Source organism: Acinetobacter sp. YH12072, from assembly GCF_013419565.1.
GTDB lineage: Bacteria > Pseudomonadota > Gammaproteobacteria > Pseudomonadales > Moraxellaceae > Acinetobacter.
Genome location: NZ_VOZV01000005.1, coordinates 36,580 through 53,336, shown reverse-complemented (window position 1 = coordinate 53,336; position 16,757 = coordinate 36,580). Strand labels below are relative to the sequence as shown.

20 protein-coding genes are annotated in these 16,757 nt (G+C 44.4%); 13 read left to right on the top strand and 7 right to left on the bottom strand.

Translation table 11 applies throughout. The features are described 5' to 3' along the window. Nucleotides 1-12 precede the first annotated feature (12 nt). From FTU19_RS03660 to FTU19_RS03650, 3 genes are read left to right on the top strand one after another with little or no spacing between them, the layout of a single operon-like run. The gene (locus FTU19_RS03660) at nucleotides 13-951 is read left to right on the top strand and encodes an ABC transporter permease (protein ID WP_004783323.1); all 939 of its coding nucleotides are present in this window, start codon (nucleotides 13-15) and stop codon (nucleotides 949-951) included. 7 nt (nucleotides 952-958) lie between these two features. Continuing rightward, the gene (locus FTU19_RS03655; RefSeq protein ID WP_180130131.1) at nucleotides 959-2,107 is read left to right on the top strand and encodes an ABC transporter permease; all 1,149 of its coding nucleotides are present in this window, start codon (nucleotides 959-961) and stop codon (nucleotides 2,105-2,107) included. Between the two features lie 10 nt (nucleotides 2,108-2,117). After that, nucleotides 2,118-3,845, top strand: a complete 1,728-nt coding sequence (locus FTU19_RS03650) for an ABC transporter ATP-binding protein (protein WP_034701592.1) — start codon at nucleotides 2,118-2,120, stop codon at nucleotides 3,843-3,845. Between the two features lie 200 nt (nucleotides 3,846-4,045). On the opposite strand, the gene rluB is transcribed toward FTU19_RS03650, so the two are convergent. Genes rluB through FTU19_RS03635 form a run of 3 tightly spaced genes read right to left on the bottom strand, consistent with a single transcriptional unit; the run spans nucleotide 4,046 to nucleotide 6,513 of the window. Continuing rightward, nucleotides 4,046-5,089, bottom strand: a complete 1,044-nt coding sequence (gene rluB / locus FTU19_RS03645) for a 23S rRNA pseudouridine(2605) synthase RluB (RefSeq protein WP_004783318.1) — start codon at nucleotides 5,087-5,089, stop codon at nucleotides 4,046-4,048. A 42-nt stretch (nucleotides 5,090-5,131) separates the two neighbouring features. Then, nucleotides 5,132-5,722, bottom strand: a complete 591-nt coding sequence (scpB, locus tag FTU19_RS03640) for an SMC-Scp complex subunit ScpB (protein ID WP_005234269.1) — start codon at nucleotides 5,720-5,722, stop codon at nucleotides 5,132-5,134. Continuing rightward, a complete protein-coding gene (locus FTU19_RS03635; RefSeq protein ID WP_180047965.1) occupies nucleotides 5,719-6,513 on the bottom strand; it encodes a ScpA family protein in 795 nt (264 codons plus the stop codon). The genes scpB and FTU19_RS03635 overlap by 4 nt, the downstream gene beginning before the upstream one ends. A gap of 449 nt (nucleotides 6,514-6,962) precedes the next feature. Here FTU19_RS03635 and FTU19_RS03630 point away from each other — a divergent pair, with 449 nt between their 5' ends. Further along, nucleotides 6,963-7,526 (top strand): hypothetical protein, encoded by a 564-nt coding sequence (locus FTU19_RS03630; RefSeq protein ID WP_179992874.1) that lies wholly within the window; start codon nucleotides 6,963-6,965, stop codon nucleotides 7,524-7,526. A gap of 26 nt (nucleotides 7,527-7,552) precedes the next feature. On the opposite strand, the gene FTU19_RS03625 is transcribed toward FTU19_RS03630, so the two are convergent. The 3 genes from FTU19_RS03625 to FTU19_RS03615 form a co-directional block, all read right to left on the bottom strand. After that, nucleotides 7,553-7,825: a hypothetical protein gene (locus FTU19_RS03625; protein ID WP_125278773.1), complete on the bottom strand. Its 273-nt coding sequence runs from the start codon at nucleotides 7,823-7,825 to the stop codon at nucleotides 7,553-7,555. Between the two features lie 38 nt (nucleotides 7,826-7,863). Then, nucleotides 7,864-8,481 (bottom strand): L-threonylcarbamoyladenylate synthase, encoded by a 618-nt coding sequence (locus FTU19_RS03620; protein WP_180130128.1) that lies wholly within the window; start codon nucleotides 8,479-8,481, stop codon nucleotides 7,864-7,866. Nucleotides 8,482-8,565: 84 nt separating this feature from the next. Beyond that, a complete protein-coding gene (locus tag FTU19_RS03615; protein ID WP_180130124.1) occupies nucleotides 8,566-9,228 on the bottom strand; it encodes an elongation factor P hydroxylase in 663 nt (220 codons plus the stop codon). A gap of 99 nt (nucleotides 9,229-9,327) precedes the next feature. On the opposite strand from FTU19_RS03615, the gene FTU19_RS03610 reads away from it, so the two are divergent. The 6 genes from FTU19_RS03610 (at nucleotide 9,328) to lysM (ending at nucleotide 13,124) form a co-directional block, all read left to right on the top strand. Next, a complete protein-coding gene (locus FTU19_RS03610; RefSeq protein ID WP_180070283.1) occupies nucleotides 9,328-9,885 on the top strand; it encodes a DUF177 domain-containing protein in 558 nt (185 codons plus the stop codon). A 77-nt stretch (nucleotides 9,886-9,962) separates the two neighbouring features. Further along, on the top strand, nucleotides 9,963-10,145 hold the full coding sequence (rpmF, locus tag FTU19_RS03605; RefSeq protein WP_004783304.1) for a 50S ribosomal protein L32: 183 nt from the start codon (nucleotides 9,963-9,965) through the stop codon (nucleotides 10,143-10,145). A gap of 246 nt (nucleotides 10,146-10,391) precedes the next feature. Then, on the top strand, nucleotides 10,392-11,378 hold the full coding sequence (fabD, locus tag FTU19_RS03600; RefSeq protein ID WP_175966821.1) for an ACP S-malonyltransferase: 987 nt from the start codon (nucleotides 10,392-10,394) through the stop codon (nucleotides 11,376-11,378). Then, the gene (gene fabG, locus FTU19_RS03595) at nucleotides 11,375-12,109 is read left to right on the top strand and encodes a 3-oxoacyl-ACP reductase FabG (protein ID WP_159123542.1); all 735 of its coding nucleotides are present in this window, start codon (nucleotides 11,375-11,377) and stop codon (nucleotides 12,107-12,109) included. The genes fabD and fabG overlap by 4 nt, the downstream gene beginning before the upstream one ends. 86 nt (nucleotides 12,110-12,195) lie before the next feature. Then, entirely contained in the window at nucleotides 12,196-12,432 is a 237-nt protein-coding gene (acpP, locus tag FTU19_RS03590; protein WP_004783299.1) for an acyl carrier protein, read from the top strand. A 182-nt stretch (nucleotides 12,433-12,614) separates the two neighbouring features. After that, nucleotides 12,615-13,124 carry a peptidoglycan-binding protein LysM gene (gene lysM / locus FTU19_RS03585; protein WP_180130121.1) on the top strand — a complete coding sequence of 170 codons (510 nt, stop codon included), beginning with the start codon at nucleotides 12,615-12,617 and terminating at the stop codon, nucleotides 13,122-13,124. A gap of 124 nt (nucleotides 13,125-13,248) precedes the next feature. Here the strand turns inward: lysM and FTU19_RS03580 are convergent, their stop codons facing one another. Further along, nucleotides 13,249-13,716 (bottom strand): Lrp/AsnC ligand binding domain-containing protein, encoded by a 468-nt coding sequence (locus FTU19_RS03580; protein WP_004783295.1) that lies wholly within the window; start codon nucleotides 13,714-13,716, stop codon nucleotides 13,249-13,251. Nucleotides 13,717-13,856: 140 nt separating this feature from the next. Here FTU19_RS03580 and FTU19_RS03575 point away from each other — a divergent pair, with 140 nt between their 5' ends. From FTU19_RS03575 to FTU19_RS03565, 3 genes are read left to right on the top strand one after another with little or no spacing between them, the layout of a single operon-like run. Continuing rightward, nucleotides 13,857-15,116, top strand: a complete 1,260-nt coding sequence (locus tag FTU19_RS03575) for a D-amino acid dehydrogenase (RefSeq protein WP_125278766.1) — start codon at nucleotides 13,857-13,859, stop codon at nucleotides 15,114-15,116. A gap of 35 nt (nucleotides 15,117-15,151) precedes the next feature. Further along, entirely contained in the window at nucleotides 15,152-16,264 is a 1,113-nt protein-coding gene (gene alr / locus FTU19_RS03570) for an alanine racemase (protein WP_180002410.1), read from the top strand. A 38-nt stretch (nucleotides 16,265-16,302) separates the two neighbouring features. Next, a complete protein-coding gene (locus FTU19_RS03565; RefSeq protein ID WP_034701622.1) occupies nucleotides 16,303-16,665 on the top strand; it encodes a RidA family protein in 363 nt (120 codons plus the stop codon). Nucleotides 16,666-16,757 lie beyond the last annotated feature (92 nt).

Below are 16,757 nucleotides of genomic sequence, written 5' to 3'. Positions count from 1 at the left end.
GGAAGGAAAGCGATGCTGGCATATATTATTCGAAGGATTTGGCAAATGATCCCCACCATGCTGGGGGTGATTCTGCTGATATTCCTGTTATTTAACTGGGTCGGAGGAGATCCGGCCTATATCTTGGCCGGTAAAATGGCCAATGCTGAGCAGATTGAAAATATCCGCCAGCAGCTCGGGGTCGATCAGCCTTATTACGTACAACTGTGGATTTTCATCCAGCAGATTTTGACCTTTGATTATGGCGTGAGCTGGAGTACCGGTGAGTCGGTATCCCAGATTATTACCACGCGTTTGGGGCCATCACTGACCATTTTGATTCCACTCACGATTCTGCAAACGATTGTTTCAATCATTCTGGCGCTCGGGGTGGCTTCAGTGCGTGGTTCGCTGACTGACCGCATGATCATGATGCTGTGTACCATCGGTATGTCGATCAGTATTCTGGTCTATATCATCGTATTCCAGTACGTCTTGGCTTATGAACTGAGCTGGTTCCCGGTACAGGGCTGGAGCGATAACTTTACTGAAAACTTATTCAAATATGCACTATTGCCAGTATTAATCATGCTGGTGGTGAGTATTGCACCGACTTTACGTCTCTACCGTAGTTTTGTCTTGGATGAAGTCAATCAGGACTATGTCCGTACCGCACGCGCCAAAGGTCTGGGCGAAAGCCGCATTCTGGGCGTGCATGTATTGCGTAATGCATCAATTCCAATCATTACCGATGTCATGGCGGGACTCCCGGCTTTACTGATCGGTGCTTTCCTGATTGAACGTTTCTTTGGTATTCCAGGCATTGGCCGTGAAGTGATTATCGCAGTTGAACGTTCTGACTTTCCGGTAATTAAAGCGATTACGGTCTATGTTGCGGCTGCGACCATGTTATTTAACCTGATTGCCGATCTGATCTATAAATGGGTCGATCCACGTGTACAGTTGAAGTAGGTGAATTATGCTGAGTGCGATATTTAAAAAAGAGCAACATGCTTCAGCAGTGCCTGAGTCTGCTTCAACCGGATTATGGCAGCTGGCGTTGCGTCGTCTGAAACGTGACCGCATTGCGATGTTCTCCCTATTTGTGGTGCTGTTTTATCTGCTGATGTTGCTGCTTTCCATGACAGGTGTGATTGCCAAGGACTGGAATAAGGAAGTGGCGGTGAGTTATGCACCCCCAAGTTTTATCTATACACCGTCTATGCCTGGAGCGGCAGGTGAAGATCAAAGTACTGAATCTGCCGTAGTACCAGTTAATCCAGTTGATCCTTTAAAAGATGTGATTGCAGAACTGGAAGCAGAAATTGCTGCTAAACAGGGCGCAGGTGTGATTGATTATTATGGTGTAGTCGATCCACTGGCTGAAGATATGAAAGCCATTGATCAGGAATTAGGGGGGCAGTTACTGGATCAGAGTAGTGAGCTTAAACAGAGCCTGTTCTTTGGCGCAGATAAATGGGGTCAGGATGTACTACTGAAAACCATTAAAGGTGCAGAAACTTCGATTTTAGTTGGCCTGATTGCTGCGCTGGTTGCGGTGGTGATTGGTACAGTACTTGGTGCGATTGCTGGCTATTTCGGTGGTTGGGTCGATGATGTGCTGAACTGGTTCTACAATATCTTTACTTCTATTCCTTATCTGTTGCTGGTGTTAGCGATTGCAGCAGTACTGCAACAAAAAGGGATCTTATCGATTATCCTGATTTTGGGTCTGACCGGCTGGACCGGGGTATTCCGCCTGGTTCGTGCGGAATATATGAAGCATACTGCACGTGAATATGTACTGGCAGCGAAAGCCATTGGGGTAAGCAATATGCGCCGTATCTTCGTGCATATTTTTCCGAATGTCAGTCATATCGCTTTGGTTCAAATGTCCATTCTTGCAGTGGCCTTTATCAAGTCCGAAGTCATTCTCAGCTTCTTAGGCTTTGGCGTACCGATTGGTGTGGTGTCATGGGGTAGTATGCTGAATGAAGCGCAAAGCGAGCTGATTTTAGGCAAATGGTGGCAGTTGACTGCGGCATCGGTGGCGATGGCGGTACTGGTGACAGCTTTCTCAATGTTTACTGATGCATTACGTGATGCATTAGATCCAAAACTGAAATAGGAGCGCAGCGATGTCTGAAATGAATCCAAGCACAGCACCCGCGTTACTTCGCGTAGATAACTTACGTGTCAGTTTTAAAGGTGAAAATAAACAGTATGTGGAAACGGTCAAAGGAATTTCATTTGAAATTCCGGCCAATACTACAGTGGCGTTAGTCGGTGAATCCGGAAGTGGTAAATCTGTGACTTCATTAGCAGTGATGGGACTATTAGCACCTGAGAACTCGAAGGTCGCTGAAGACAGTCAGATCCTGTTTGAAGGTCGGGACTTATTGAAACTCAAGTCGAGTGAAATGCGTCAGATCTGTGGCAAAGAAATTGCCATGATCTTCCAGGAGCCGATGTCCTCATTAAATCCGGTGTTTACCGTAGGCATGCAGATTTCTGAAATTCTACGCCTGCATTTGGGCATGAATAAAAAGCAGGCCCGTCAAAGAACACTGGAACTTTTGCAGGAAGTCGGTATTCCTTCACCGGAAACCAAGATTGATGCTTATCCGAGTCAGTTATCTGGTGGACAGCAGCAACGGGTGATGATTGCCATGGCTATTGCCTGTGAACCGAAACTCTTGATTGCTGATGAACCAACGACGGCATTAGATGTGACTATCCAGAAACAGATTCTGGACCTGCTTGAATCCTTGCGTCAGCGCCGTCAAATGTCGATGTTATTCATCAGTCATGACCTGGCGGTAGTTGGTGAAATTGCGGATCAGGTCATTGTAATGCGTTATGGCGAGATTCGTGAGCAAGGTTCGGTGACAGAAGTCCTGAACAATCCTCAGGATATTTATACCCAAGCCTTGTTGCATTGCCGTCCACAGCTGTCGCACCGTCCTTTGCGTTTGCCGGTGATTAGCGACTTTATGAAACAGGATAGTCTGGCGCATGACCTGCATGCGAACGCTCCGCTACAACAGGAACGTTCCCGTGGTTTAAAAGGTAATGAAGAGATCATTCTCGATGTACGTGATCTGAAAAAATCCTTCTATAGCCGTAAAGGCCTATTTGGCAAAGATGAATTTCAGGCTGTGAAAGGCGTGTCTTTTCAGCTGGCTAAAGGCAAAACCTTAGGGCTGGTTGGGGAGTCAGGTTCTGGTAAAACCACGATTGGTTTGCTCCTGATGCGACTGCAACAAGCTACAGGCGGCAAGGCGTTGTTTCAGGGTAAAGATATCTTGTCGATGACTGAAAAAGAGTTTACGGCCTATCAGCGTAAAATCCAGATCATTTTCCAGAACCCTTATGCTTCTTTGAATCCGCGTTTTACCGTGGGACAAATCCTGATGGAGCCGATGCAGATTCATCATATTGGCAAGGATGATGCAGAACGTAAACAGATGGCACTTGATTTATTAGAAAGGGTCAGCTTACCGGCTCAGGCCTTCTATCGCTATCCACATGAGTTTTCAGGTGGCCAGCGTCAGCGGATTGCAATTGCACGCTGTCTGACCTTAAAGCCTGAGATTTTGATCTGTGATGAATCAGTGTCCGCACTGGATGTATCCGTACAGGCGCAGGTACTGAACTTATTGCAGGATTTACAGGATGAATTTGGTCTGAGTTACATCTTTATTTCGCATGATTTGTCAGTGGTGAAATATATTTCTGATCAGATCATGGTGCTAAATCATGGTGATCTGGTGGAAATTGCCAACTCAGATGATCTGTATCAGTCTCCGCAACACGACTATACCAAGCGTCTGTTAAGTGCGATTCCTCAGGGTATTCCGCAGTAACTTGCTAAAGTACGAAATAAAAAATGTCCACATTGCTGGGCATTTTTTTATGACAAGAATTCACTTTTAGGAAATAGAAGGGAGATACCCGCCTTTTATATCGGGTTCTATTGAGAAGACTAGGGATAGATAAAATTAGGTCATTATTATTGTTCCTGCAAAAAAAAGAGCCACCGAAGTGACTCTATCTTATTCAAAGCCTAGAACTTTTTAAAGCCTTTATTCGCACCATATAAACCGCGTGGTGCATTACCTTCACGGTTTTCGCGGCGGCCAAACTGGTTGTCTTCACGGTTGTCACGACGTGCAAACTGGGTGCCATTCTGGTTTTCACGACGACCAAAGCCTTGATCATCGCGACGTTCACGGTTGTTGTATTGCGGCTGCTGCTCATCGGTATCACGGCGTTGCTGACGCAAGTAACCACCACGGCGCGCTGCCATTGGTTTTTCCTGCATACGCTCATTACGACGTTTCGCCATGCCGAATAAGCCGGTACCTTGACGCGGTTTCAGCTCAACTGATTTGGTCAGGTTATCGATATCCTGTTTATCCAGTTCAATCCAGCGACCTGTACGAAGTTCACGTGGCAGAATCACGGTACCGTAACGGGTACGTAATAAACGGCTGACTTTCAGGCCTTGTGATTCAAAGATACGACGAACCTCACGGTTACGACCTTCTTTCACGACAACTTGATACCAACGGTTGATCCCGTCACCACCCAGTTCAGAGAATGATTCAAACTTCGCAGGACCATCATCTAGCACCACGCCTTTCAGCATGTTGTTTTTCAGTTGTGGAGTCACTTCACCCATGACACGAACCGCATATTCACGTTCGATTTCATTTGATGGGTGCATTAAACGATTCGCCAGTTCACCGTCATTTGTGAACAGTAACAGACCGGTCGAGTTAATATCCAGACGGCCGACCATGACCCAGCGATCGCCTTGAATTGATGGCAGGTTGTCAAATACTGTTGGACGCTGTTCAGGATCATTACGTGAACAGATTTCGCCTTCTGGCTTATAGTAAATCAGGACACGACGACGGATTTCGTCTTCGATCTGGAACTGCACTTTACGACCATCGATGCGAAGCTCATCACCCGGTTCGATTCGTTCACCCACTTGGGCAATCTGCCCATTCACACTCACACGACCTGCGGCAATGACTTCTTCCATATAACGGCGAGAACCCAAACCAACACGTGCAAGCACCTTTTGCAACTTTTCACTCATGACAGCATAACCTTAGAAATAATTATTCAACAGTTCACCTATTTATGACTTCGGTGCATTCGCATCGAGCGCCATAAAAGCTTCCTTGGCATCCTGCAGGGGAGGCAATTGGCCTAAAGAATTTAAGCCAAACGCATTTAAAAATTGTGGCGTTGTCACTAACAACGCAGGTCTTCCAGGGAGTTCACGAAAGCCGGATTCTTTAATCCAGTTCCAGTCAAACAGCGTACGCAAAATCTGACTGTTATTCGTGACACCACGAATTTGTTCAATATCAGCTCGGGTCACTGGCTGATGATAAGCAATCACCGCAAGCATCTCCAGTAATGAAGGTGACAGGCGTGTCGGTCGCTCGGGCCAGGTCTGTGCAATAATATTACGATATTTTACACGCACTTGAAAACGGTAACCTTGCACAGTTTCAACCAGTTCAATAGAACGGCCATGCATCAGCATGGAAAGCTGCTGTAAATACTGGCGCAGCTCCTGCTTGCTATAGCGATCCTGAAATGCTTCTTTCAGTCGAGCTAAGGAAACTGGGGAGTCACTGGCAAAAATAATGGCTTCCAGCTGCATCAGAATTTCATGCAGATTATCTTCCGCAGACAAGGAGATATTGTGTTCTGTGTTCATACGTGTGCTCCTTGAATTGCGAGCGGTGCCTCAATGCCTGAGGCAATAATTTGAATTTTTTGCTGGCGGGTAAGTTCTAGCACGGCCATAAAGGTCACGACTACACCCATGCGTCCCTGACTTGGCTTGAGTAAGTTATCAAAAGACAAGACTTCACCGGATTCCAGACAGCTTTCAATATAGGCAATCCGTTCTTCCAGTAAAACAGGCTCCTGTTGCACCTGATGAATGACCGGTTCAGGACGGTTAAAGACGCAAAGCAAGGCATCACGCAGCAGATCAGCACTATGGCCTTCATTGGGTTGGATAAACTCGCCTAAGTGAACATTGGTCTCAAAGGTATCACGTTCCAGAATCGTCATCTGACCCAGACGTTCTGCAGCCTGCTTGATCCGTAAATAATTTTCCAGGCGCTCAATCAGGTCTTGTTTTGGATCCTGTTCAACCGCAGCCACGCTTTTCGGTTTAGGTAACAATAAACGAGATTTGAGATCGGCCAGTAAAGCAGCCATCACCATATAATCCGCGGTTAGTTCAATATTCAGGGATTTCATCGCATCCATATAGGACAGATATTGGGAGGCAATGGGCGCGATATCAACCTGTAACAGGTCAAAACCATTTTTCTGGATCAGGTAGATTAAAAAGTCGAGGGGGCCTTCAAAATGTTCTAACAGAATTTCAAACGCTGCTGGAGGAATATACAGATCCTCTGGAATCGTATTTTGCCATTCATCCAGAACCCGGATGTTTGGAGCAGATTCCATAGCGTTATGGGGCATTTGAGTCATTACAATTATAAGCCACGCGAATTTTCAAAGGCATGAAATGGCTTATTCCCCGAGCTGTTGTCAGGAGAAAAAGCACATAATTTAGTAGTTGGCATTGTACTGGAAAATTGTCGTTAAATAAAATAGATATGCATTCAAATGCAAAAAAACCATATTTATTTTAGGAGAAATTTTATTTTTTTAATTGGGTAAAACGCACAAGTCTGATATTAAACAGCATATTAGCTAAAATTAAATACAATATGGTCTGGGTGGCTTAAGAAACTGTAACTTCATATAGAAAATTTTTACAAGATTCTCAGCACCTATTAAATAATGACTGAGTTAAAGCTCATCAGGAAATATGTGATAAAAATAAGAAAAAACAGTTATCTATCGCCTAAAAAATAAACTAATATAGCCAAAAAAATATTGATAAATAACAATCATAGATCAGGTTAATTATAAAAATGCCAATCATACTTGTGTTAATCGGCGTCATCGGCTTAGGGGTATTCTGGGGCTATCCTCAATATCAGCTCATGCAGCTTGAAAATGAAATGCGTACCAATCTGAAGTCTGGCGGCTTTTCCAGCTTTGTCGAGCAGGCCAAACCAGTGATGCAGGCCATGAAACTGGATTTTAGCGTACTGGACCAGTATCCTCATATTCGTTTCTATATGCGTAATACGCTTTATACGGGCAAAGATTTACCCGACGGTGTTACTGCAATGGTCAAAACCATGAGCTGTAATTCTATTGATTCTTTTAGGACTATGGAATCCACAGCCCGGACTGCGTTATTGAATGTGCTTGAAGAGGATCAAATCACTTTTCATGTTTCAGTCAAAAACAGGTTTGGTGCTGAACTTGCAACTCATCAGCAAAAACTGTCGGAATGTCCAAACTTCTTGCAGTTAAAACATTATAAAGAAGGTGATCCGTTACCCCCAATGCCAAGTTTGAATAATCAGGTTCCTTCGATTGCACCAGCGGTCAGTACATCTACTCAGGAGCGTGCAGCGAGCTATTAAATCCTGGCATGCGTGATAAGGTTATTTTAATTCTGCTCTCGTAATACATATTCGATGATACGTTGGCAGGTAGCTGCCAGACAAACATTGCTTGTTGAATAAACTTGTAGAAGTTTTCTTGCCATCGCGATCTCAAGAAAGTATGAGTATTCAATATTGTTGATATTCAGATTTAATTCTGGCTTGGAATTTTTATCGATAGATATTGCCTTGGATTCCAGTGTCCAAGGCAATTCGGCATAGATCAGATGATCGGCAGGAAATTCATTCAGGTTCAGGAGGATATAAAACAGATCCATTTTATTTTCTGCTGAGACTTCATTAGAAGCGACTTTATTTATTCAAAAGCACTGACATCACCAACACCACGACGGATTACTTCAGGCTGATCTCCTGACAAATCCACAATAGAAGTCGTACTTAATGTGCCCAGTCCACTGTCGATAAACACATCAATACGCTTACCGAGTTGCATCTCAATGTCATAAGGATCATCTAAAGGATCCGTCTGATCTGGTAGGATGAGTGTTGACGTTAGTAACGGTTCACCGAGTTCTTTCAGCAGCATCTGGCACACAGGATTGGTAGGGATACGCAAACCAATGGTTTTTTTCTTTGGATGCATTAAACGTTTAGGCACTTCGCTGGTTGCCGGAAGAATAAACGTGGTCACAGCAGGTGTATTATTTTTCAGCAAACGATAGACGGCATTGTCGACTTTGGCATAAGTCGCAAGATCGGATAAGTCACAGCAGATAATGGCATATTGGTGCTTAGGTCCTAGACCACGAATCTGCGCGATTCGCTCCATCGCATGTTTATTACCAATCTGGCAGCCAATCGCATAGGCTGCATCGGTCGGATAAACCACAACATCACCGGCACGAATACGTTCTACCGCCTGACTGATCAGACGAGCTTGCGGATTATCCGGGTGTACACGTAAATGCAGCATAAATATTCCTCCCAACCTGCCTTAAACTTATTATGAAATGCCTTTGTATAAAGTAACAATAACAAACAGGTAGATTTGTGTAATTTAATCAAGCATTTCACGTTGAAATTCATCAGATTGTAAACTTTTGCCCGCACGGATGCAGACACAGATACAATCAATGAAGCGTTTGGCATCACGTGGCAGTTTGGCTTCATCACTAAAATAGCGTTGCACCTGGGTATAGACATTATCTTTAAAGCTGGAACCATCGCCACCATCACCGGTTAAATTATCCAGAGACACACGGAACTTACGGCCAAATGCTTTGGAGAACATCCATTCAATCGCTTGTGGCTTGATTTCGACCTGCTCAAATAATGCCTGCTGTTCCTTGGTGCGGCCATCTGGCGCATACCAGTAGCCCAGATCTGGCAGCAGACGGCGCTTGTCACCGGCAATCGTCCAGTGACTGATTTCATGCAGAGCACTATTAAAGAAGCCATGCGCAAACTGGATCCGGGCAGGGCTATCTTTTGTTGCCGGGAAATACTCCGGTTCAAACTCACCACGGACTAAAGTGACATTTAGGTGGGAAAACCAGTGATTAAAGTGTAAGATGAGCCAATCAACCTGTTCCGCTTCTGAGGATAAATTCGCCCACGGTAAGCGTTGCACTTGCTGTAGTGAGCTGTCAGAATCGGAGGTTGAAAGTGTGCTAACGAGTGATGAAACATTCACTTCTGTTTGCGGCTGCAACAGATGCATGACTGAAATTACCCAATTGGTCTGTCTAAAAATAAGTACAAAATTGTATCTTAATCTTTGACAGAGTTCTGATGAATTTGTAGAATTGCCGCCTTAATTATGTCAGCAAATACCTTTCCGGCACAGATTGAGCCGTTTAAATGGGCTGAACAGGGCTTTGTATGGTCAGGAAACCTGCCATTATCTCGCTTTGTTCGTATTGCTCGTGAAGCTGTTGGATCAATTGATGATCAATTGATTAACATAGACTGTAAGCTATCAATGGATGCCTATCATCGCATTGCATGGTTGGATGGTCATGTTGAAACGAAAGTTCCAATGGAATGCCAGCGTTGTCTGGAAACTGTTGAAATCGAACTCGTTTCAGATTTTCATCTAGCTCTTGTGGATGATGAGTCACTGATAGAGCGCTTGGATGAGGATGCTGATTTCATCGTCTTAGGTGAAAGTGAAGCAACGACGAAAGGTTCATATGATGCACCTGCCACCGCTGACTTGCTCGCACTGATAGAAGATGAATTGTTATTGTTGATGCCGCTGTCTCCTAAGCATGATGTTTGTGAGCATAAGCATCAACCTGCCGCAGAAGAAGTTGTTGAAGAAAAACGGGATAATCCGTTTGAAGTTTTGGCAGCTTTGAAGGGTAAACTTAACTAATTTTTGTGTTATACTCATGCGTATAAGACAATCGAATTTGTTCTGATCCATTTTTTCGATATTTGTAAGGAGCCATCATGGCCGTTCAGCAAAACCGTAAAAGTCGCTCTCGCCGTGACATGCGCCGTTCACATGACGCTTTAACTGAGAATGCATTAACTGTAGACCAAACTACTGGTGAAACTCATCGTCGTCACCACGTATCTAAAGATGGTATCTACCGTGGTCGTCAATTATTCGCTAAAGCATCTGCTGAATAATTGATGATGTATTAAGCGTTAAAGCTTAGTAGAAAAAATGGGAGCGTTAAGCTCCCTTTTTTTATGCTTGATTTTATACATAGGTTTTGCGGTCATCATGTGAAGTCGCGGTTTTTGTTGTATTTGGCAATTACCCAAGCCAAAATTACGTGTTAAATTGCGCTCCACAATGGGTAAGGTGATCTGATCGGCCAACTTTTAGGTCTAAGAAAAGATTCGCACCTCTTGAATGAAAGGATTTTATTTATGTCTGCTAAACAACTCGAACAAGCAGCTCAAGCAACTAAAACTGCATTTGTGTTCCCAGGTCAGGGTTCGCAAAAAGTCGGCATGCTCGCTGAACTTGCAGAACAGTTTAGTGGTATCCGCGATACATTTGCTGAAGCATCTGAAGCGGTGGGTTTTGATCTGTGGCAGATTGCACAGACGGGTGAAGGTCTGGATCAAACCGAATTTACTCAACCGGTACTATTAACAGCATCAATCGCTTTATGGCGTGTATGGTTAGAGCTGGGTGGAGTAGCACCAAAATATATGGCGGGCCATTCACTCGGTGAATACAGCGCGTTAGTTGCAGCGGGTGCTTTAAGTCTGGGTGATGCAGTCAAGCTGGTGAACCTGCGTGGTAAGTTGATGCAAACTGCTGTACCTCAAGGCGTAGGTGCAATGGCAGCGATTCTGGGTCTGGATGATGCCAAAGTGATCGAGCTTTGTGCACAAGCAACAGCAGCAGGCGAAGGTTCAGTTGAAGCAGCCAACTATAATGCTCAGGGGCAAGTCGTAGTTGCTGGTAATAAAGAACGTGTAGAAGCCGTGATGGCACTGGCCAAAGAAAATGGCGGTAAAGCGATTGCACTACCAGTTTCAGTTCCTTCACATTGTTCACTGATGAAACCTGCCGCTGAGCAGTTCGCAACAGCTTTGGAACAAACTGCCATTGAGATGCCACGCATACCTGTATTACAAAATGTAGGCGCAAAAGCAGCTGCGGACGTGACTGAACTTCGTCAGGCTTTGACTGAGCAGCTGTATGAGTCAGTGCAATGGACTAAAACACTACAATTCCTTCAAGATGAAGGCGTTGAGTACATTGTAGAATGTGGCCCAGGTAATGTACTGGCCAATATGGCAAAACGTTTACCGAATATCGAAAAAGCACTTCCATTAGATACTCAATCTCGTCTGGAAGATGCGCTTAACACCGTATTGGTGGCAGAAGGGAAAATTGCATGACACAGGAACGTAAAGTTGCCTTGGTGACAGGTGCAAGCCGCGGCATTGGTGCTGCAATTGCACAACAATTAATTCAAGACGGTTATTTTGTCGTAGGTACTGCAACTTCTGAAGCGGGTGCAGAGAAACTTAACGTACAATTTGCTGAACATGGTGCCGGTAAAGTTTTAGATGTACGTGATGGTGCTGCGATTGATGCACTGGTCAGCGATATTGAGCAAAACTATGGTCCTGTGCTGGTACTGGTGAATAATGCCGGTATTACCAAAGACAATCTGTTATTGCGTATGTCGGAAGACGACTGGGATGATATTTTAAACATTCATCTGAAAGCCGTTTATCGTTTATCTAAACGTGTGCTGAAAGGTATGACTAAGGCACGTTTCGGCCGTATCATTAATATCAGTTCTGTGGTGGCGCATTTTGCTAACCCAGGTCAGGCAAACTACTCTGCAGCAAAAGCAGGTATTGAGGCATTTGGTCGCAGTCTGGCTAAAGAAATGGGTAGTCGTCAGATTACTGTCAATGCTGTTGCACCAGGCTTTATCGCGACTGAAATGACTGAACAGTTAAGTGAAGAAATTCGCAAGAAAATGAGTGATCAAGTGGCTTTAAACCGTTTAGGTGATCCACAAGATATCGCGAATGCCGTAAGTTTCCTGGCATCGGACAAAGCCAGTTACATTACAGGTACAGTCATTCACGTTAATGGTGGTTTATACATGAGCTAAACGGCACATGTATTAACTTTCCAAATTTTATAGATTCAATTAAACTAACGGCATTAAAAACGCCACAAGCAATGAGGAGAATTCCTGTGAGCGATATCGAACAACGCGTTAAACAAGCGGTTGCAGAACAACTTGGTATTAAAGTCGAAGAGATTAAAAACGAAGCATCTTTCATGGATGACTTAGGTGCTGACTCTCTAGACCTAGTTGAACTTGTTATGTCTTTCGAAAATGACTTCGACATCACTATTCCTGATGAAGATTCTAACGAAATCACAACTGTTCAATCTGCTATTGACTATGTTACTAAAAAACTTGGTTAATACTGATTTTCAGCTTTGCTGAACCTAAAGACCACCGCAAGGTGGTTTTTTTGTGCCTGTAGAATAGATATAGGGTGATTTTACAATCGATAACCTTTTGCTTACCAATGACTAACTTTGTATCTGCTGCTTTCCTTGTACAAATAAGAATGATCTGATGAATAACAAGAATGGAGTCCACTATGGGTCTTTTTGATTTTGTAAAAGGCGTTGGTAAAAAGAACACTGCAGCTGCGGAGCCACAACAGACACCGGCAGCAACTCAACAGGCACCTGCCGCTGCACCTAAAGCAGCATCGGCTGAACCTTCTGCACAGGAAATAGCGAACAAATTATTAGGCCATGTTAAAAGCCTAGGACTGCCAATTACAGGATTGTCGATCAGCTATAACTCAACCTCAGATCTGGCAACCGTACGCGGACAGGTACAAAGTCAGGCGGATCGTGAAAAGATTATTTTAGCGGTAGGAAATGTTGATCATGTCGCTAAAGTGGATGACCAGCTGACTGTAGCGAATCCGGAACCTGAAAGTAAGTTCTATACGGTTAAATCGGGTGATACCTTATCTAAAATTTCGAAAGAATTTTATGGTGATGCCAACCAGTACAACAAGATTTTCGAGGCAAATCGCCCTTTACTGAAAAATGCAGATGATATTTTCCCGGGTCAGGTACTACGTATTCCTGCCTAGTTTTAAATAATCATCAATATAAATAATAAAATTTTATTTTAAACTTATCTAATTCAGATAAACGGTTCACAACAAAGCCCCTTATGGGGTTTTGTTGTGTCTACCACTTGAACTCGGGTCAGAATTAGATTCCTACATCCAGATATGAACTTTCCTTTACTTCTTCCATCACCACATAACTATGTGAGGAAGCAGAAGAGGGGAGCTTTTTTAATAAATCCCCAAGCAGACGCCGGTAAGCACTCATTTCCTTTAGGCGGGCTTTCACCAGGTAATCAAAATCTCCCGAGATCAGATGACATTCCAGCACTTCAGGAATTTCACTTAAGTCACGCGCGACCTGTTCAAATACATCGCCCGATTTGGCAGAAAGTTTGATTTCCAGAAATACTAGTAAGTTCTTTTCCAGCTTTTCCGGATTGAGCCGGGCATGGTAACCCATGATGATCCCATCCCGTTCCAGTCGCTTGACCCGCTCGGAACAGGGTGTGGTGGAGAGGTTGACTCGGGAGGCAAGTTCACTAATGGCAATGCGTCCATCGCGCTGCAGGATATCTAAAATCATGCGATCAATGCGGTCTAATTTGCGCATCTATTATTCCCTTAATTTTTAAAAATGACGCGAAGAATCTAGTGAATTTGCTGAATATATCAGTTTAAAACAGTGAAATTCACTATTGATCCAAAAATATACTGGTGAAATAAACTATAAATGTCATTGAGGGTAATGTCATGCGCGTAATTGTATTGGGTGGTGGTGTCATTGGTGTAACAAGTGCCTACTATCTTGCGCAGCAGGGAGCAGAAGTGACTGTCCTTGACCGTCAGGCAGGTCCGGCTGAAGAAACCAGTTTTGGTAATGCGGGCCAGATTTCTCCTGGTTATTCGACACCATGGGCAGCACCTGGCATTCCATTTAAAGCAGTGAAATGGATGTTCCAGCATCATGCACCATTGGCGATTAATGTTGATGGTAGTCTGTGGCAGTTACAGTGGATGGCCCAGATGCTGAAAAACTGTAATGCTCAACATTATGCAGTGAATAAAGAACGTATGGTGCGGGTCGCTGAATATAGCCGTGACTGTTTACGTAATCTACGTCGTGATATCGGCATTTCTTATGAAAACCGTTCTAAGGGAACCTTGCAGATTTTCCGTAAGGAAGCACAGCTCGACGCAGTGCAACGTGATATCGAAGTGCTGAAAGAAACCGGCGTGGATTTTGAGTTGCTGGATCGTGAGCAGCTAGCCAAAGTTGAACCGGCACTGGCAGAAGCTAAAGATAAACTAGTAGGTGGTTTGCATCTGCCAAATGATGAAACCGGTGATTGCTACCTGTTTACCAATGCACTGGCCAATTACGCCAAAGGCATGGGCGTACAATTCAAGTTTAACCAGCAGGTTGAAAAACTGCTGTTTGAAGGTGACCAGATTAAAGGTGTGCTGGTCAACGGTCAGGTATTGACCGCAGATAAATATGTGCTGGCTTTCGGTAGCTATTCCCGTGATTTCCTGAAGCCGTTACACCTGGATCTGCCGGTGTATCCGGTTAAAGGTTATTCATTGACCATTCCAATTGTGGATCAGACTCATGCACCGCAATCGACTGTGCTGGATGAAACTTACAAGATTGCATTGACTCGTTTTGATCAGCGCATCCGTGTCGGTGGTATGGCAGAGCTGACAGGCTTTAATTTGGGTCTGAATGAAGATCGTCGCGCAACCTTGGAAATGGTCACTCGTGACCTGTTCCCGGGCGGCGATATGGCGCAGGCCAGTTTCTGGACCGGCTTACGTCCAATGACCCCGGATAGTACGCCAATCATTGGACCAACACGCTTTAATAACCTGTTCCTGAATACTGGACACGGTACCCTAGGCTGGACCATGGCCTGTGGTTCAGGAAAGCTGATCAGTGATCTGGTACTGGGTCAAGCACCTGAGATTAGTACTGAAGGCTTGTCGCTGAATCGTTATCAGCAGGTTGCTTAAGCTTTTAAGGATTATCAGTTTCAGGGAAGAAATTTATGCCACGTCCAATACACGCGGTGATTCATCAACAGGCATTGCAACATAACCTGCAAGTTGCACGTTCCTGCGCACCTCAAAGCCAGGTCTTTGCAGTGGTTAAAGCTGATGCCTATGGGCACGGTATTGAGCGGGTTTATCCCGCATTAAAAAGTGCTGATGGTTTTGCCTTTCTGGATCTTACTGAAGGAAAGCGTTTGCGTGCCTTAGGCTGTGACAAACCCTTATTGTTACTGGAAGGCATTTTTGGCCTTGAAGATTTATTCGACTGCGCCAAGTACGGGATAAGTTTTGCAATTCATGCCCAGCATCAACTGGAATGGTTAAAAACCTTTGTCGACTTACAACCAGACGTACAGTTTGATGTCTTTTTAAAAATGAATAGCGGAATGAACCGACTGGGTTTTTTACCTGAGCAGTATCGTGTCGCTTTTCAGGAATTAAAAAATATTAAGCAAGTATGCTCCATCAGTCATATGACACATTTTTCCGATGCGGATGGCATGCGCCTTGGACAGGAAGGTATTGAACATCAACAGCTGGTCTTTACCGAAACCATTCAAAATCTGCCGGGCAAAACTTCACTCAGTAATAGTGCTGCCATTCTGCGTCATCATCAGCATATACAGTCAGACATTGTACGTAGCGGCATCATGCTTTACGGCAGCTCACCTGACTATCCCGCCCATACGATTGATCACTGGAACTTAAAGCCGACCATGAGTCTGCGTAGCGAACTGATCGCGATTCAGCAGGTTCGGGCAGGAGACAGCATTGGTTATGGCTCTACTTTTATAGTTGAGCAAGATATGCAGATTGGAATTGTGGCCTGTGGTTATGCGGATGGTTATCAGCGAATCACACAAACTGGAACACCAGTTTTGGTAGATGGGATTCGAACCCAAACGGTCGGTCGCGTCAGTATGGATATGCTGGCGGTTGATCTAGGTTCTGTACCTGATGCGCAGATTGGTAGCGAAGTTGTGCTGTGGGGACAATCCATACACGGCACAGTATTGCCGATTGATGAAGTGGCCGCGGGTTCGGGTACGGTTGGCTATGAGCTGATGTGTGCCATTACTCAACGTGTGCCCGTGCAGATTGAAAGCTAAAGATTAAACAAATATTAGAAATAAGAGAGGATAAAATTATGACGGAACATGCAGATATTCAGCGTTTGAACAGCAATCAGGTCATGAGTGCTGTCACCATTCACAATAAAACGGTGTATTTATCAGGGCAGGTGCCAGACAGCAGCAGTCTGGATATTCGTGGTCAAACGCGTGAAGTGCTCATGAAGATTGATCAACTCCTTAAACTGGCAGGTACAGACAAAAGCCGTCTGTTATCTGCACAGCTCTTTGTTAAAAACCTGGAAGACTTTCAAACCGTCAATGCGCTCTGGATTGAATGGCTCGAGGGATGTGGTACACCAGCACGCGCAACCATTCAGGCGGATCTGGTGAATCCCGCCTGGTTAATTGAAATTGCAGTGATTGCAGCGCTCCCTTAAGTTGTTTCAGATTTTTATATCTCCCAACTTGATTTTGTAAGCACATCTGGCCTGATCATTTAATTTATTAAATGAAACTGCATCTGTAATCA

Coding starts and splice junctions, on each gene's coding strand:
- FTU19_RS03660 (WP_004783323.1), top strand. CDS start 13: ATGCTGGCATATATTATTCGAAGGATTTGGCAAATGATCCCCACCATG.
- FTU19_RS03655 (WP_180130131.1), top strand. CDS start 959: ATGCTGAGTGCGATATTTAAAAAAGAGCAACATGCTTCAGCAGTGCCT.
- FTU19_RS03650 (WP_034701592.1), top strand. CDS start 2,118: ATGTCTGAAATGAATCCAAGCACAGCACCCGCGTTACTTCGCGTAGAT.
- rluB (WP_004783318.1), bottom strand. CDS start 5,089: ATGAGTGAAAAGTTGCAAAAGGTGCTTGCACGTGTTGGTTTGGGTTCT.
- scpB (WP_005234269.1), bottom strand. CDS start 5,722: ATGAACACAGAACACAATATCTCCTTGTCTGCGGAAGATAATCTGCAT.
- FTU19_RS03635 (WP_180047965.1), bottom strand. CDS start 6,513: ATGACTCAAATGCCCCATAACGCTATGGAATCTGCTCCAAACATCCGG.
- FTU19_RS03630 (WP_179992874.1), top strand. CDS start 6,963: ATGCCAATCATACTTGTGTTAATCGGCGTCATCGGCTTAGGGGTATTC.
- FTU19_RS03625 (WP_125278773.1), bottom strand. CDS start 7,825: ATGGATCTGTTTTATATCCTCCTGAACCTGAATGAATTTCCTGCCGAT.
- FTU19_RS03620 (WP_180130128.1), bottom strand. CDS start 8,481: ATGCTGCATTTACGTGTACACCCGGATAATCCGCAAGCTCGTCTGATC.
- FTU19_RS03615 (WP_180130124.1), bottom strand. CDS start 9,228: ATGCATCTGTTGCAGCCGCAAACAGAAGTGAATGTTTCATCACTCGTT.
- FTU19_RS03610 (WP_180070283.1), top strand. CDS start 9,328: ATGTCAGCAAATACCTTTCCGGCACAGATTGAGCCGTTTAAATGGGCT.
- rpmF (WP_004783304.1), top strand. CDS start 9,963: ATGGCCGTTCAGCAAAACCGTAAAAGTCGCTCTCGCCGTGACATGCGC.
- fabD (WP_175966821.1), top strand. CDS start 10,392: ATGTCTGCTAAACAACTCGAACAAGCAGCTCAAGCAACTAAAACTGCA.
- fabG (WP_159123542.1), top strand. CDS start 11,375: ATGACACAGGAACGTAAAGTTGCCTTGGTGACAGGTGCAAGCCGCGGC.
- lysM (WP_180130121.1), top strand. CDS start 12,615: ATGGGTCTTTTTGATTTTGTAAAAGGCGTTGGTAAAAAGAACACTGCA.
- FTU19_RS03580 (WP_004783295.1), bottom strand. CDS start 13,716: ATGCGCAAATTAGACCGCATTGATCGCATGATTTTAGATATCCTGCAG.
- FTU19_RS03575 (WP_125278766.1), top strand. CDS start 13,857: ATGCGCGTAATTGTATTGGGTGGTGGTGTCATTGGTGTAACAAGTGCC.
- alr (WP_180002410.1), top strand. CDS start 15,152: ATGCCACGTCCAATACACGCGGTGATTCATCAACAGGCATTGCAACAT.
- FTU19_RS03565 (WP_034701622.1), top strand. CDS start 16,303: ATGACGGAACATGCAGATATTCAGCGTTTGAACAGCAATCAGGTCATG.